This is a genomic window from Arundinibacter roseus (genome assembly GCF_004348825.1).
GTDB lineage: Bacteria > Bacteroidota > Bacteroidia > Cytophagales > Spirosomataceae > Arundinibacter > Arundinibacter roseus.
This window is the reverse complement of sequence record NZ_SMJU01000007.1, coordinates 155453-171040: the sequence shown is the minus strand read 5'-3', so window position 1 is coordinate 171040 and position 15588 is coordinate 155453. Positions and strand designations below refer to the sequence as shown.

General features: G+C 40.8%; 15 protein-coding genes. 1 reads left to right on the top strand and 14 read right to left on the bottom strand.

All coding sequences use genetic code 11. From position 1 onward, the window contains the following. Window positions 1-77: 77 nt before the first annotated feature. The 7 genes from EZE20_RS12535 to EZE20_RS12505 form a co-directional block, all read right to left on the bottom strand. Entirely contained in the window at window positions 78-1286 is a 1209-nt protein-coding gene (locus tag EZE20_RS12535; protein ID WP_132118103.1) for an MraY family glycosyltransferase, read from the bottom strand. 177 nt (window positions 1287-1463) lie between these two features. After that, entirely contained in the window at window positions 1464-2210 is a 747-nt protein-coding gene (locus EZE20_RS12530) for a glycosyltransferase family 2 protein (RefSeq protein ID WP_132118101.1), read from the bottom strand. Beyond that, the gene (locus EZE20_RS12525; RefSeq protein ID WP_132118099.1) at window positions 2200-2772 is read right to left on the bottom strand and encodes a WcaF family extracellular polysaccharide biosynthesis acetyltransferase; all 573 of its coding nucleotides are present in this window, start codon (window positions 2770-2772) and stop codon (window positions 2200-2202) included. Before EZE20_RS12525 ends, EZE20_RS12530 begins: the two co-directional genes overlap by 11 nt. Further along, window positions 2729-3658 (bottom strand): glycosyltransferase family 2 protein, encoded by a 930-nt coding sequence (locus EZE20_RS12520; protein ID WP_132118097.1) that lies wholly within the window; start codon window positions 3656-3658, stop codon window positions 2729-2731. Before EZE20_RS12520 ends, EZE20_RS12525 begins: the two co-directional genes overlap by 44 nt. 51 nt (window positions 3659-3709) lie before the next feature. Beyond that, window positions 3710-4864 carry a glycosyltransferase gene (locus tag EZE20_RS12515; protein WP_132118095.1) on the bottom strand — a complete coding sequence of 385 codons (1155 nt, stop codon included), beginning with the start codon at window positions 4862-4864 and terminating at the stop codon, window positions 3710-3712. Window positions 4865-4874: 10 nt separating this feature from the next. Further along, window positions 4875-6020, bottom strand: a complete 1146-nt coding sequence (locus EZE20_RS12510) for a glycosyltransferase family 4 protein (protein ID WP_132118451.1) — start codon at window positions 6018-6020, stop codon at window positions 4875-4877. After that, entirely contained in the window at window positions 6020-6976 is a 957-nt protein-coding gene (locus EZE20_RS12505) for a hypothetical protein (protein WP_132118093.1), read from the bottom strand. Before EZE20_RS12505 ends, EZE20_RS12510 begins: the two co-directional genes overlap by 1 nt. Window positions 6977-7109: 133 nt before the next feature. On the opposite strand from EZE20_RS12505, the gene EZE20_RS12500 reads away from it, so the two are divergent. After that, on the top strand, window positions 7110-8780 hold the full coding sequence (locus EZE20_RS12500) for a hypothetical protein (protein WP_132118091.1): 1671 nt from the start codon (window positions 7110-7112) through the stop codon (window positions 8778-8780). Here EZE20_RS12500 and EZE20_RS12495 read toward each other — a convergent pair. The 7 genes from EZE20_RS12495 to EZE20_RS12465 are packed head-to-tail and all read right to left on the bottom strand — an operon-like array spanning window position 8770 to window position 15587. Further along, a complete protein-coding gene (locus EZE20_RS12495) occupies window positions 8770-10101 on the bottom strand; it encodes a hypothetical protein (protein ID WP_132118089.1) in 1332 nt (443 codons plus the stop codon). The genes EZE20_RS12500 and EZE20_RS12495 overlap by 11 nt on opposite strands. Next, on the bottom strand, window positions 10098-10985 hold the full coding sequence (locus EZE20_RS12490; RefSeq protein WP_132118449.1) for a glycosyltransferase family 2 protein: 888 nt from the start codon (window positions 10983-10985) through the stop codon (window positions 10098-10100). The genes EZE20_RS12495 and EZE20_RS12490 overlap by 4 nt, the downstream gene beginning before the upstream one ends. An 11-nt stretch (window positions 10986-10996) precedes the next feature. Beyond that, window positions 10997-11956, bottom strand: coding sequence for a hypothetical protein (locus tag EZE20_RS12485; RefSeq protein ID WP_132118087.1), 960 nt, complete (start codon window positions 11954-11956; stop codon window positions 10997-10999). 5 nt (window positions 11957-11961) lie between these two features. After that, window positions 11962-12684 carry a DUF5672 family protein gene (locus tag EZE20_RS12480; protein ID WP_132118085.1) on the bottom strand — a complete coding sequence of 241 codons (723 nt, stop codon included), beginning with the start codon at window positions 12682-12684 and terminating at the stop codon, window positions 11962-11964. After that, on the bottom strand, window positions 12681-13667 hold the full coding sequence (locus EZE20_RS12475) for a glycosyltransferase family protein (RefSeq protein ID WP_132118083.1): 987 nt from the start codon (window positions 13665-13667) through the stop codon (window positions 12681-12683). Before EZE20_RS12475 ends, EZE20_RS12480 begins: the two co-directional genes overlap by 4 nt. After that, entirely contained in the window at window positions 13664-14884 is a 1221-nt protein-coding gene (locus EZE20_RS12470) for a glycosyltransferase family 4 protein (RefSeq protein WP_132118081.1), read from the bottom strand. Before EZE20_RS12470 ends, EZE20_RS12475 begins: the two co-directional genes overlap by 4 nt. A 43-nt stretch (window positions 14885-14927) precedes the next feature. Then, on the bottom strand, window positions 14928-15587 hold the full coding sequence (locus EZE20_RS12465) for an acetyltransferase (RefSeq protein ID WP_132118079.1): 660 nt from the start codon (window positions 15585-15587) through the stop codon (window positions 14928-14930). Between the last annotated feature and the right edge of the window lies 1 nt (window position 15588).

The window sequence follows — 15588 nt, the reverse complement described above, 5'->3', positions numbered from 1 at the left end:
TGTACGAACAAACCACCGAGGTAAAATAAGGAAAGACGTTTTTTTACTGAGATAAAATCTAAGGAAAGGAATACTATTTATAGGTTTTTTAGTATTTTTCTGGTTAAAGATTGGGGCTCTTCCGAAAATGCCGGACTTTGTGTTAGGCCTTTTCGGGCTTTTACAAAATTTGCTCTTTTCTTTAAAAAGTAGGCAACCACCATATAAAGCATAAACATCCCGATATACACCCATAAAGATTCAGTGTTGGAGATATTGCCGTGGAAAGTAAAAAACAGCGTTGTGTTAATAATGGTGAGTGACCATAACGAGACAGACGCACCCAAATGATTTAGACCATTATCAATCAAAATATGGTGCATGTGGTTTCTGTCTGCCACAAAGGGTGAGCCACCATTGAGCAGGCGCACAATGAAAACGCGTAAAGTATCAAAAATGGGTACAATCAAAACGACCATTACCACGATTGGAGCGTTGAAAAATGCATTGGGATCGTTGCGATAGCTTACATTCAGGCGAAGAAATTCAATGGTAAAAAAAGACAGTAAGAATCCTACAATAAGCGAACCGGTGTCACCCATGAATATTTTGCTGGTATTTGAAAAATTGAATCGAAGAAAACCTAGCAAAGAACCGGATAGTGAAAAGGCTAAACAGGCAAACGTAAAGTGTTGATTCAGAAGGAACCAAACACCAAACCAAAGCCCGGCAATGAGGCTGATTCCACCGGCAAGGCCGTCAATTCCATCAATCAAATTAATGGCGTTGATTAAGGAAATAAAAATGAATATAGTGAGGGGAATACTGACAAAATCTGGAATAAAATACCACCCAAAGATCCCGTAAAGGTAATCAACTTTAAATCCTCCCATAACTACAAGTGTGAGGGAAGCGATGATTTGAACCAATAATTTTTTTGCTGAATCAAGAGCCAGAATATCATCTTTCAAGCCCAGAAAAAACAGGATTGTTAGTCCAACCATCGATAAATTAGTTAGGTTGGAATCAATGATTTCTTCGGAATGAGGCCAAAGGAAAAAAGCAATAAGTGTTGAAGCAAAAAGAGCTATTCCGCCAAGTGTGGGAGTATCCGTATCGTGTGAACTTCTAAACCCGGGTTTTGCGGTCAGGTTAAGCAGATTGGATAAATTGATTATAATCGGAATGGAGATAATCGACAGAAAACAGGCGATTAAGAAAGAAAGAGCGCATTGGTAAACATCCTGATCGGCGAGATCTTTAAAATACCCTCCTGCGAATATATCGTTCAGTACAGCTTGTTCCATGGCAAAAATGTTTTGTTTAATTTTTAGCCTTCAAGATAAATCTTCATAAGTCATTAGCAGGTAAGTAATTAACAACGATTCAAAGATGATAAATTTTGTTGTTAGTGTGCTAACTGATTATGTAATTAGACTCAAAAACTTAGTAAATGGTTGGAATATGTCATTCTTTGCCGCAATTTAGACAAAAAATTGTAATATTTTACGAATCGGCTTTAACCAAATTGTGAAGAAATAAGGTTTTATATCATTCACTTTCCATGCCATTGCATCGCTTTGATTAGCTAAGAGCCTGTTATGTAACGAATTATTACTTGCACCGCCTGCCCTCATTTTTACCAGTACTTTTTGGATATAAACAGGTTTTGCATGTAGCTTATGGATCATTCGGAGCATTAACTCATAATCGGCTGCGGTGTTCAAATCCAGCCGAAATCCACCAAAGCGGGTATACCATTCTTTTTTAATAAAAAAGGTTGGGTGAGGGGGCATCCATCCCCACATAAAGTAATTGTGTTTGTAAGGTCCAGCTTTCCAGCTTCGGGTAATTTGCATAGGATTTTCTACATTAATGTAGTCCAGATCACCGTAAACGGCATCAGCATCACTCTCTCTAAATTTCTGTGCCACCTCAGAAAGAATTGAGTTGGAAGCATAAAAATCGTCCGCATTTAAAAGTCCGATAACATCACCGGTAGCCAGGGAAATACCTTTGTTCATGGCATCATATATCCCCTGATCTTTTTCAGAAATGAATTTAGTAATCTGATTGCCAAATGATTGGATAATTGCTACGGTACTATCGTCCGATTTGCCATCCACCACAATATATTCCAGATCAGAATAGTCCTGTGACAGAACAGAGTTAATGGTATCTCTAATAGTTTTTTCGCCGTTGTACACGACGGTAATGATGCTAATTTTCACGGCCTGTCTTTCTTTTTCTGCTAAATTGAGCCGGATTCCCACTGTATATTCCGTAGGCGGATAGATTTTTGGTTGCCACCGAGTTCACGGTTAACATGGCGTGCGACCCACAATGCACGCCCGGACACACTACCGCTTTTGCCCCAATCCATACGCCATCTTCCAGAACAATTGGATCAACTCTTAAATCAAATGTGGAGGTTTTATAGTTATGATTACCGGTTAATAAAAGTGCTCCCTGAGATAGACAGGAATTTGCCCCAATCGTCACATACGTGAGGTTATCTATCCACACATTTTCACCAATCCAGGCGTTTTCGCCAATCGTCAAGAACCAGGGATATTTGATGTTTACCTTCGGCTTTATCATGACCGACTTACCGATTTTTGCCCCAAACACTCGAAGAACTAATACTTTCACAGATACAGGAAACGGCAGGTAGGTATTGACAGTCAGCCTACCCACCAAATACCAGGCAAGGCGTTTGACCAAGCCTCCGGGTTTGTACCAGCTATTGTCATATTTTGACAGATCGGTTCGGGTTGCGGAGGTCTTTTCCATAGTCAGTCAAAAAATGATCAATAATTTTTTGTTTGTTTTTTCCGGCTGTGTGATACACTTCATAAATTTTGGCATCGACCAAAAAGCGGTACCAAAATCCCTGTAAAAAATGCCAGATGAGCCCTTTGGTTCCATCCAGAAATCCCAGTTTTATAAAGTAACGAAAGAGAAAGTAAAGAAAGGGTCTTGTAAATAAAGGAAGACCTGCATATTTGACTTTCAGGAATCTTTTTCGTTGTTCCTGAGTCCCCCAAAGCGAAGGAGTAACCGTTATTTTCTCTTCAAAATTATACTTAATATTCAGTAAATCAATTACTTCCCGAGTAGCATAGAGGTTGTGTTTTTGCGTCCACCAGGTAAGATTATTCAAATTGTGATCTACCAAATCATGACTGAGTTGGATGGTTTGGGCCTCTTTGGGGAGCTTTATGTGTTCGTCCATCCACAACTCTTCACAGGTTCCGAGTCCCTGTCGCCAAATGCGGAGTAGCCAAATTGGGTAGTAGCCTCCATTTTTGATCCATTTATTCATAAACATGACACGCCGCTTAATATAGAAACCGGCAATATCTGAGCCGGTCTGCGGCAACTTATCGGTAAGTTCTGCCACGAGTTCGGGAGTCAGGTATTCGTCGGCATCCATTCGCATAAGCCAGGTAGTTTTAAAAGGGCAATGCTCAATCCCGAAGTTAAACTGAAAGGCATAGGAAACCCAGGGATTTTGCACAACCACTGCTCCTAGCCCGGTAGCGATCTCAACGGTATTGTCGGTAGAAAACGAATCAACAATAAATATTTTGTTGGTCAGGGTTTTCAGACTTCCGATGCACCGTCCAATATGCTTTGATTCGTTATGGGTTAGAATAATTATCGAAATATCTACCATGAGTTCTAGTTGTGACTGTTGCAAAAGTAATGAATCGGGCTTGAAACAAGGCTAAGACTTGCCGGTCATAGCAGATTCGTAGGCCGTCAGCATTGTTTTTGCGACAACTGATATTTCAAAGTTTTCTTTCAGCATGGCATAGGCCTTCGGAGGATAAGACAGGCGCAAGGCTTCATTTTGCAAAACCGTGAATAATCCTTCGGTTACTCCCTGAACGGTGAGGGGCGTGAGATAAGCAGCATCGTACTTTTGAATATATTCTCCGAATCCAACGCGATCCGAGACGAGAGCTGGTACACGGGCAGCCATCGCTTCCATGACGGCAATTGAGAAACCTTCGGAGTAAGACGGTAACACAAACAAGTCTGCATCGCCAAGAGCCGCTTTTTTTAGCGAGCCTGTGAGCATTCCTACCAGATGAATTGATTGTTCGAGAGCATTCTCGACAATGAACTTTTGGGTCTCCGCAAGATAACCGTCGTCCGGTCCGGCCAATACCAAGAAGGAATCCGGGTGTGCCTTATGATAGGCAGCAAAAGCCGGTAGTAGTAAATCCAACCCTTTTTTTATGTTTAGCCTCCCCATAAACAGAATCATTTTCTGCTGAGTTGGCAGCGAGAAACGGGCACGAAAAGTTCCCTGTTCAGGCATTTGCCAAAATTCATCAAACTTCATTCCGTTTGGAATAATGACCAGGTTTTTGGGCTTAAATCCGAGGTACCGAACCACGTCATTTACTTCGTCCGTATTATTAACATGGATAACATCCGCTTTTGCCAAGATCTTTTTTTGGTATAAAAAAGTAACCAAATCTTTTTTCCATTTGCTATGCCTGACTGCCCATTGATCCAACAATCCGTGAATTGTGATGACAATCGGTAGATTGTGCCTGATGAGAAAAGGAGCTAGACTTCCAAAATGCCAGATGCCATGAATATGGATCAAGTCATATTCGTGCATGTGATTTTTGAGATATTTATAAAGATCAAGCGAAAATTCCCGATATATTGAACTTATCGGGGTAGTTCTTCGGCAGGGAACCAACTTTGCTCCTTCGGGTGCTTCATACATTTTATCACCGGGCGACATCGGGCTTAGGATTGTCACCTCATGTCCATTTTTTAGTGCTTCGGCGGTGTGGTCATATATAATTCGTGCCGGTCCTCCAATCGCCCAGGTATATGCACAGATATTTAAAATTTTCATAATCAGGGAATTAACTTAGGGAGTGGTAACATGCCACCATTTCTTTTGCTACTTTTTCAGGAGAAAAGCCAGCAATTATGTCCATGGATTGTAGGCCATGACTTTCTATTTTTTCAGGATATTTTTGATAAAAAAGCATGGCCTGTACCAACGCTTGTTGATCAGCCGGGTCAAACAAAAATCCATTTTGGCCATGTTGGACAAGGTCTTCGGCGCACCCGCAATTTTTGGAAACCAGGACCGGCATGCCGCAAATCATTGCTTCATTGACCACAAGGCCCCAAGGCTCTGAATGACTAGGGAGAATGAGTACATCCGCTTTGGCGAGCCATTCGGGGACTTCCTGCCAGCCAACAGCACCAGTAAATTTTACTTTGGATAATGAATTGGCTTTGGCAAAATCTTCCATCGGCTTTCGATCCGGGCCATCACCAACGAAAAGTAAGCCCCAGGGAACCGTATTTCCGATTTGATTCAAAAAAGTTTGATAGGCTTTTAGTAAAATTAACAGGTTTTTTTCAGGAGCGAGTCGGCCAACAAAAACAAAATAATGGGTTTCACAGTCTGACTTTTCTTGTGCCTTAACGCTTAAATACCGCTTCTTGATCCGTTCATTATCAACCACGGCAGCTTTTCGCACCGCAATTTTCTGGTCTGAAATTCCTAATGATTTCAAATAGCTGACAGATGTGTTGCCAAAGCAAAAAAATGCATTTGCCCGGTGTACAATTATTTTTTTGATGGTTTCTTTAAGAAAAGATCTCGTTTTGTCAACCTGCGATGATTCCGAGGATAAAACAACCTTAACTCCACACAGTCGGGCATAAAAAAGCAAAAGAACCTGTGCCCAATCAAAGTAGCCGGTAATGTTCAATACATCAGGTTTGAAGGAATTGAAAGCCTTAAAAATGCTGCGGGTTCGCTCAAAAAATGTTACCGAATCTAAGCTTTTGTTAAATAAAACTACGTAAGGGTACTTATAAGGTATTTGTTCGGTAGCGTTGCCCATACCCGCCCGGCTACTTTCATAAAGGGCAATTTGTGCAACTAAAAATTCACTTATGGGGTGTTCGCTTCGAATTTCCTGATGAATCTCTTCAAACAGAACAGATTTATAGTGCGCCCAAAGTTGGTTATGAATGACCAAAATTCGCATCAAGGCTGAGGTTTAAGGTATTCGAGAAAAAGTGGATATAGTTTATTAGCCAAAAACAACTGCCCATCCTTATTATAGTGAACCACATCATTTTCCCGATAGAAGTTCACGGAAGTACCCAAATCAAGCTCTTTGATGAGTCGGATACTGTCGCGTTCGGCAAATTGGATAATTTCTCTTCCTTCCCCATTGTAATTTCCAAACTCAATTTCTGAAATTTCGGGGTGCAGGAAAATAAAAAACGGGATTCCTGCCTCGCGGGCCATCTGCGCCAATTGTCCAAAACCGGGATTAAAACCAATTCCATTTTTATGAATACCCGGCTCCTGCGCAGGGGCTGCTTTGGGGGCAAAGTAGATATCACCTTCGGTGTATTCTTTTATATATCTTGGATACAAATAACGAACCCAAAGCTCATGCCATGCCCAATCAAACTGTTTGTCAGGCAAGTTTGGATCTACACCTACCAATTGATAGGCATGATCCATGTTGTCATGTGCATCATGACTACTCGCTACGAGGCAAATCAGGTCGGCATTAAACAAGCCATATTTCTTTAAATAGGCAGCGACATTATCAGGTCCCCACGAGCCGGCTGCAATATTTAGAACACGTACTCGTCGGTCCAATGTTTGAGAAAGCCGTTTTTCGAGCATTGTAGAAGCCAGGCTATCGTTGTCTGTAAGGCTTCCGCCAAGCACGACCGAGTCACCTACCAATAAAATAACGGTAGTATCTGATTCCTGAATGGGCTCATTGCGCATCGAAAATTCATTGGTCTTTATCCGATTTCCAAACCGCACAACATCCTGATTTGGAGCATATATGTATTCAAAATCAGGATCTGAAATATAGAGTGGTGCACTGCAAAAACCATAGACATAGCGGAGGACCAATTCCCCTGAGATCAGAAGCAGGATCAGAAAAATAATGATCCGTACGGTGAATTTCAGCATTAAGCTTTCCTAAATTTGTGAAAAATTGCATTGCAAATTTAGAACTACTTTCCATTAAGACCTCACTTCTTACGAAATGACTTATCCTAAAAGGTTCAATTTACCATTCCTTTTTGCTTGTGTAACCTTAGCTTTGATTTGGTTATATACCTTTTATCAAAGCGTTCTGGCTTCTCCTTTTTTTGGATATTTTACCGTTGATGAAAACTACATAGCCGATTCAGGAGTGTTTTTGTGGTATGGCAATACGCCACGGTGCCTGGATTGGCCGGCGACCCCAAGCTTACTCACCTTCTTTGTACTGTTTGGCGTAAGTGTCGTGTATCAAATCGGCACTAACATAGGCGAGGTAAACGGCATGATGGGAATATTTGAACAATTTGACTGGCAAGCCTATCACTACTTTCTATCCAGAAAAGAATTCTTGCTTGCAGGAAGAACGATACAATTGGTGGTCGTCGGTATAATCCTGATTTTATTTATCCGATTCATTTACCAAAGCCGTCATGATTTATTGGAAGGAACTACCCGTCATGTGCTCGTATTCATATCCATAACTTCCTACGTAATTTGGTTTAATGCACCCGTGTTGCGACCTGAGGCAATATCAGGAAGTTTATTTATGTATTTGCTGGCACAACTGGTATTTACTGAGCGCATTACGCGCCAACAGGCTTTTGGCTTTGCAGCAATGTTCGCCGTGATCTTAGCAGAAAGGCTACTATTTGTTTTTGTGGCGCCAATTCTTTTGGCAGGAATCTTTTTCGCTTTACCACAAGCGCGCTGGAAAACAACGTTTCAGGCTTTTTTGCTGGTAATTGGCATTTTTATTTTATTATGTCCATTTCTAATTACAGATCCTTTGGTGGTTTTAAAGTCCTTTATTGGCGGAATTCTAGCCAAAATGCAGGATAAGCCAATGGCAACTCTTTTCAACATGGAGTTTATCAGGATTTACTTTATGAACCCTGTAAACTATCTCGTCATTTTTCTGTGTCTGCCCGGGGCTTGGGTTCTGTTTAAAAGACGTAAATTCTTTTATCTGATTTTACTCGGCAATTGGCTGGTATTCCTATTCTTGGTACTTCGTTCAGCCAAAATATACGATACACACGTACTGCCTGCCGGTGTGCTAACAATCATTGTGATTGCCCTCGGAATTGGATTTGTTGCAAATAGTATTGGTGTTTACGGAAAATACCTTGCTCTTGTACTAACCACAATAATTATTGGCTCCAATCTTACTGAATATGTAAAATTCCAGCAGAGGAGTCATACGCCCTCTACCGTTGAGGCGGCTTATACCTATATTTTGAGTTTACCCGATCAATCCCGATTGTTGATTCATCCTGACCTTGAACTTTTTGTCCCCAAAACAAAAGAGTGTTTGCAAAGGGAATTTTTGCAAAATCGCGATTCTTTAAAGATGGCTGATAAACTAAATTATTTGCTGGGGAATAAGGGCAATTCTAAAATTGCAGCGGATCAATTACCATATGTTACCCGTTCGTTTGCTTTTGAAGATGAACGTTTGTACGAAATTCAGTATCAGATTTTACTGAAATATTACGACGAGCCAAAACTGAAAAAAGCATTTGATATTGATGTATACCTTGATAACACTGAACTTGCGAGTCACAGTGTGCCTACGATACCCGCAATCGAAGACTTTAAGCAAGGAAAGTACGACTATTTTATAACGGATATTCGCCTGGACGATCGAGAGCCAATTCAGGTTTTTACCAACGATTTACACGCGCCTTATTATTGTTACAAAGCAGAAATTCCAATTTCTACGAACTAGAAGTAACAAGTTCTTGATTTTCAAGTGGCTTATTACTAGCATCCAAATAATGAATGCCAAGGAAACGAATCATAACTGCGTATGGAAACCAAAAGGAAACATCGTAAGGACGACCATTGGAAATAAGCAGAATTGTGAAATAAACGAAAAAGTACGCCAGAAATAAAGTAAGCGGATTGGTCGGATTTCGTATCTCACGAATGGTGTAAATCAGCAGATATAAATTAAAACCGCCAAAAAAGATAAAGCCAAAAATACCATGATTAATAATGGCCTCTACGAGCGGGACATCCATAAAATAATCCTTGTATCCACGACCAACAAATAGAATTTCGGGTGATAAAAATGCTTTTTGGAAATAAATAAAACTAGTTACCCGGCCCATAGCAGAGGCATCAACACTGGCAGTTTCAGAAATTTTTAAACCAAAGGCAGTGAAAACTATGTCCATGATCTTATTTTCAAATCCTGCCCAATAGCCTACTAAAACACTATAAAAGTCGCTGAATCTGTTTAGTAAGAAATTAAGAAGGACTACCATTACTACCACAACTAAAATGTTCCGAAGACTGAATAGGGCCTTTGCAGCCTGAATTGTCTTGACAAGCGTTACGTTGAAAACGAGGAAAAAACCGGCAATCAAACCCAAGGCGAGCAGGCTTGATTTTACCTGAGCTAGCACCAAAACTCCAATACTTATCAGGATTGAACATATCAAAAAGAGACGAATAAGAACATTCTTATAGGTCCACATGAGCACGAAAGCCGTTAAGAGACACACCAAACCATTTCGGGCGGCAATGTGAGGGTTTCCACCTTCCTGAGCGCCTGCATTCTCAAAAGTTACAGCCGCACGCATTCCCAATTTCCAGTTTGGATCAGTTAAAAGAGAATAAATAAGGGTTAGGTTTGAGAAAAAAGCGAAAATGAACAAGATAGGAACGAGCGTATCTTTGACATGATTGGGAACGTGAATAAGCATGAAAAGGAAGGCAAACGTAAAGCCAAAGTTTCCAAGTTCTACAAACCAATCAAACCCAGTATTGTTGAAGATAAAAAAATGGTAAAGTGCCAATGCAAGAAACAGAACTGCGTATTTGAGCAGCACTACATTGGGCTTATATAATCGGATAAAGAGGTGCGTTGGCGTCATCAATATAAGTGCCAAAGCAAAGAAAAATGCCGTAAAAACATTACTCGCTGGTCCGATATGCAAAGTGTCCCGAATAAAAAACACGATTGGAAAGCCATTAAACATCATGGCTATACCCGCCGAGTATCGGAGATTATTGAATAGATGAAATAGAGAACTTAAATTCATTTTTGTTGGAGACTCTTTCGATGGGCAATATATTTCCAGTCCATTTGAGCCACTAAATAGGCTATTTTTCGTATTCGGCAGTAAAGATACTGCAATTTATGAGGTAAACCGCCCGAAATGTATTTCCTGAAATCGGCCTGTACACGGGCATGCTCTTGTTTGCCAACCTCTGCAATAGTAGAAGACTTGGCATCCTCGTGAACACGAAGGGCTCCGGCAAGGCCTTCTATGCGCTTCGTGTACGTGCCCGGCTGAGCGGTAAATCTTGTGATGAATTCATAGTCAAAAGCAAATCGATAGCTTTCATCGAATAGTCCAAATTTTTCTACGAGTTTCTTCTTAAAAAATAAGGATTGATTATGAATCTGCATTCCTTCAAAATATTGACTTTTAAAATTGAAGGGCAATGTTTTCAATAGTTCAGTTACGGTATCGTCCGGTGTAATCATGAATAAATCTCCATAGAAAATGGACACGTTCGGATATTTGTTGATCACCGCTCCAAACCGTGAAAAAGTTTCTGGAAAATAAACATCATCCGAGTTTTGGAAACTTAACCATTCGCCAGTGGCACGACTAAGTCCCTTGTTAAGTGCATGCACTTGTCCATTGTCTTTTTCGCTAACCCAATAGGACAAATAGTTTTCGTACTTCTTTATAACTTCAACACTACTATCCGTTGAGCCCCCATCTATGATTATGTATTCAAGATTTGGATATCCTTGATTCAGGACACTCAAAATTGTTCTTTCCAGGTAAATACCCTGATTATAGGAAGGTGTAATGACCGTCAGTCGGGGAAAAGAAGGATCCATCATCGCTTTTTTCGGAGATTTTAGAAGGCTCTTGCGGAGATCCGACGTGTATTGTTCCAGGGATTTCATCAACGACTTACTTAGTTGTGTGTCCAATCGAAATGCTCGATCGCGTGAATAATATTTTTTACAGATCCTGAAATTCTTTTCCGAAACGGTCGGGCGTTGGTATTTCGACTTGCCAGGCCAAAGCGTTGAACTTCAAAAGTGTTATCTGATTTATTGCTCAGTAGTACGGACTTATACATCGAGCGGAGCTCAATTAAAGCAGCCGAATTCTCGATGTGATGATCTGACCATAGCGGATGAAAACTTTCTAATCCTGCAAAATCAACGCTGATTATGGGAGAATTTTGCAGAAAGTAACCCGTTGAATCTTTTGTTAAAGTGCAATCAATCAACGAATGTATTCCAACATGCCAGCCGCCATTCCGAACCGTTGTAACATTAGCATGATAAAGTGGCGCATAATTTAGCCATAATTGGTCCAGGCACATGCCCTCGCATAGGTTTAAATGAGCTCGGTTTAGCAGTCGATCATTCCACCAATTCAGCCACTTTTCTTCCTGACCATCGGGATGTAAGATCCAGCTTCCGTGATGAAACATGCCCATATTTAATATGCGTTTGTCATCTACCGTCCCAGTTTTTTGAATGGGAGAAAGCCGGTGGGGAGTTAGCTGCAAAAAGTAATTTGAAAGGGAAATTTCAGTAAATGATCGAAAAAGGAGGACACTTGGCGCAAGAAATACAAGTTCCTGACATGCCGGAAAACGCTGTAAAATTTCCTTTGCAAAGAATGAGCGCGTGGCTGTAACAAACTCAAAATCAAGATAAGTAGAAGCTTGCCCCCGAATGCGATCAAATGAAGAAGACAAAAGGTCTATTCCGATTGCCCAGGTTGGCAAGTTTGGAAGTGCAGCCGAATCTGCCCAACCAATAACAAATTGATGCTCAGGTGCGTGTTCCTGAACAGATTTGCCCAGACAAAGGGCCTGAGCCAGCTGATCACGATTACAAACTGTATAGACAATTTTCATGCAATTCAAATTATGGGTGAAATGCTGGCAAAAGGCATTTCTTCCTGCATAAGTAAATGATCAAGGTGAACAAAACGATTCCGGGAAATTTGGTTCGGAATTGCCAGATCTGTTCGCCAACGGTTTAGATAGTATTCCAGAAAAAGGGAGTCATTGGCAGAATCAATACCGGACATTTCTTGAAAAAAAGAGAAAATCAAGGATTTTTTCTTACGAACGAGCTTCTGAAAGACATCTACCCGACGTAAAGAAAATCCGGCGCTGTGCTGAAAACTCCGGTATATTTCTTTTTCCAGTAGTATCGATTTCCCAGGATTAATTATTCTTCGCCACTGATCCATTTGCGTAAGGTTTGTATCAAACGCTGGGTACAACTGAATGAGGTCATAACCCTGCCGGCACCAATACGCAAGTTCGTTTCGATGCACGTACGAATTCATATCAAACCAAAGTAAAAAACGACTCCAACTAAACATATCGTATAACTCCTCACTTAGCAGAAATTTGGCCAACCCTTGTGAAGCAGTGAAATATCGATCATCCACCGAAAAAAAATCAGCTTTTGGACAAATTTCAAGAACTTCTGCCACACATTCATTACAATCTGCCTTAATGAATGTAATCTGAAAATCGCCTAAGTGGGCTTGACAGCTTGCCAGATTTTTTTTCTGGAAAGGTGTTAAATCTTTATCAGAAAGAGGAATAAGTATAGTTACTAATTCTTTCATGTGTAGGATTCAAGGGCTTTCACCAGTTTTTTTAATGGATCAGTTAAGGCTTTTCTTACGCGGGCATATTTATAAATTTTGTTTGGTTTGATATATCTACATGGAAATGTGCGGTAGTAGGAATTGCCGTTTTCCAGTAATTGATTGTGATAAATTTCAAAAAGCGGTTTTAAGTCAGGACGCATTTGGAATGTAAATCGATCCTGATATTTAGAAATATCATCAGGATTTTTGGGATCATAGCCGCTGTAATGGAAAAATAGTAATGGGTACAAGTCATTTATAATCCACTCATTTTCAATTTGTGACGCCTGCCGTTCGTGAAGATTCCAGTAGGCCATGTTATAGCCCGGATTTTTTTCAATACAGGTATTTTCAATGAAAAGGGGCAGAAAATTCATCCAGTTTTGGTCCACAAATAACCCGTCGCAAAGCGAAATGAGGCATTCGTACCGAAGTTTTTCTTCCCACCAACGTATGAAATTCAACGATTCGATACTTCTGCGAAATGCGCAAAAACCCAGATTATACACTCCCGTATTGAGATGATGAAGTTCGTTTGGAGTTTTGGTGTCTTCTATGGGTGTGCAAATATGGGGCGTTACTACCGCCTCATGCTTTTTTAATTGATTGATTAGTTCTGTAAGTGGTTGATATACAATTATATCAGGGTCGAAATAAATAACCTGCTGCGCCTCCGGGAACTGTGAAAAGAAGTAAGTAAAGTAGAAAGGTTTAACCGCAGTATTTAATTCGGTAATATTATACCGATCACACATTTCCTCAAATCGCCCAATGCCAATGGTATGAACTTCAATCAAAGAAAAATCGGGCAAAAAACCAGGCTCAAACTGAACGTCATCAAGTCGATCCACCAACCCCACAAAATACCGAACATCGGGATTAGTCTTTTTTAGTGAGGTACCAAGCGTACGGGCCTGCGCCAGGTAATTGATAGAGCAAATGGTAAATGCAATGGTCATTCTGTGGAAGTGGTTATGGAAGCCACCTGCGGCAGATTAGCTCTGATGATATTTAACACATTTTGAATACTTTGTTCGGTATTGTGCCTTTGTAACACCTTTTGATAGGCCCTTTGTCCCTTGGACCGTCTAATTTCCGGTTGTTCCAAAAGAGAAAGAACGGCATCGGCCGTAGCCTGAATATCCAGATAGTCAACGACCATACCGGCATCCTGCTCAACGAGTTCGGGTGCGCCGCCCGCTTTATCAAAGCAAACGATGGGTTTTTGAAGCAGAGCTGCTTCCAGTACAACAAGGGGATACGGATCTTCTCGGGAACTGAGAAGAAAAACGTCAAATCGTGTCATGCAATCCAGCGCTTTGGGCGTTGGCGGGATCAATAAAATTCGATTTTGCAGTTCAAATCGCTCAATATCAAACTTAATCTGTTCAAAAAATGGTTGAGAAGGCCCTGCACCAATCCAAACAAAGTAAACGGGAAGTTCCGGTTTACGAAAAATAACCTCATGCGCCACGAGGTTAAAAATATCATTTCCTTTTCGCCATTCAGCATTCCCACAGCCGCCGACGACGAGAGCATGTTGGGGTATTCCTAGTTCTTTTTTTAAATAGTCAGGATCCACAACGGCTAATTTCTCCGAAATTTCCTGAGTATTGATTAACGTAAACGTACTGATTTGTTGCTCTGGAAAATTATGTTTGCCAATATAATAGCTGGAAACAGCTTTGGAAACGGTGATCAGGTGGCAACATTTTTGAAGCAAAAAATTCAGGCTAATTTCGTTGGTATACATGCCAACTGACATCTCTAATTCGTGAGCAAACAGGACTACCGGAAGCTCGTGAAGATAGGTCAGATGCTTTTCGTAGAATTCGGCATTGGCCACAGAGTTTACAAATACAAGCCCGATATTGGCCTGTATAAGCTCTTTTTTTACCTGTAAATAATCTTTTTGAGTTGACTTTCTGGTTTGACGGGAAAAAATAGATAACCTCGAAAGTCCCCGACTAAACCGTGAAACGGGCTGATATGACTTTTCAAGAACTGTAACATCAGTGACTTGTCGAAATTCCGATTCCAAATCTCCGCCATAGCCTAACAGCAAATGGGTCGACAGACCTTTTTGTTTCAGCAGGCTTATCAATTGAAGCAACAAAAGCTGACTTCCGGCCCGATTGGCATCATGAGATATAAAAAGAACTTTTTGCGAATTCATTCAAAATGGATAATAAACCTTTTCCCACAGGTAGGAAGGGGCATTAGTAAGCTTCAAAACTTTTCTTTCCGGGGACTTTTTTTGCAGGATTTCCGACGTAAATACCCCATTCGTCAGTGGCTTTGGTTATGGCCGCTGCCATTCCGACAAGCGTGCCCTGAGCCAGGTGAGTATAGTCGCGAATCGTGCTATTGACCCCAAAAAAGCAGTAAGGCTCTACAATGCAATGCCCGGACAAAACCACGTGAGAGGTAAAAAATACGTGGTCCTGAATTTTTCCGTGATGACCAATGTGATTTCCACTCCACAAAACCACGTTGTTACCGACGGTTGTAAAAGGTTGGATGGTATTATCTTCAAGTATAAAACAGTTATCACCAATTACGCTTCGATCAAAAATAGTAGCGTGGCTACTGATATAGGAAATCAATGAATACCCTTTTTCTTTGATGGAGTTATAAATAGCTTCGCGGTTACGATTCATATTTCGACCGGTCATAGGGGCAAAAAAGGAAAACTCCTGTGGCGGGAAAAGCGTTTCTACATCTTCAAAAGCTACCACGGGCAGCCCCCGAAAGGTAGGTTCTGATACATATTCACGATTAACCGTAAAGGCAACAACTTCATGTTCTGAGTCATGTTCCAGGTAGTAGTGGGCTAGCTCAGCGGTATCTAAAATACCAAAAATGATTACTTTTGCCATA

Coding starts and splice junctions, on each gene's coding strand:
- EZE20_RS12535 (WP_132118103.1), bottom strand. CDS start 1,286: ATGGAACAAGCTGTACTGAACGATATATTCGCAGGAGGGTATTTTAAA.
- EZE20_RS12525 (WP_132118099.1), bottom strand. CDS start 2,772: ATGGAAAAGACCTCCGCAACCCGAACCGATCTGTCAAAATATGACAAT.
- EZE20_RS12520 (WP_132118097.1), bottom strand. CDS start 3,658: ATGGTAGATATTTCGATAATTATTCTAACCCATAACGAATCAAAGCAT.
- EZE20_RS12515 (WP_132118095.1), bottom strand. CDS start 4,864: ATGAAAATTTTAAATATCTGTGCATATACCTGGGCGATTGGAGGACCG.
- EZE20_RS12510 (WP_132118451.1), bottom strand. CDS start 6,020: ATGCGAATTTTGGTCATTCATAACCAACTTTGGGCGCACTATAAATCT.
- EZE20_RS12505 (WP_132118093.1), bottom strand. CDS start 6,976: ATGCTGAAATTCACCGTACGGATCATTATTTTTCTGATCCTGCTTCTG.
- EZE20_RS12495 (WP_132118089.1), bottom strand. CDS start 10,101: ATGAATTTAAGTTCTCTATTTCATCTATTCAATAATCTCCGATACTCG.
- EZE20_RS12490 (WP_132118449.1), bottom strand. CDS start 10,985: ATGAAATCCCTGGAACAATACACGTCGGATCTCCGCAAGAGCCTTCTA.
- EZE20_RS12485 (WP_132118087.1), bottom strand. CDS start 11,956: ATGAAAATTGTCTATACAGTTTGTAATCGTGATCAGCTGGCTCAGGCC.
- EZE20_RS12480 (WP_132118085.1), bottom strand. CDS start 12,684: ATGAAAGAATTAGTAACTATACTTATTCCTCTTTCTGATAAAGATTTA.
- EZE20_RS12475 (WP_132118083.1), bottom strand. CDS start 13,667: ATGACCATTGCATTTACCATTTGCTCTATCAATTACCTGGCGCAGGCC.
- EZE20_RS12470 (WP_132118081.1), bottom strand. CDS start 14,884: ATGAATTCGCAAAAAGTTCTTTTTATATCTCATGATGCCAATCGGGCC.
- EZE20_RS12465 (WP_132118079.1), bottom strand. CDS start 15,587: ATGGCAAAAGTAATCATTTTTGGTATTTTAGATACCGCTGAGCTAGCC.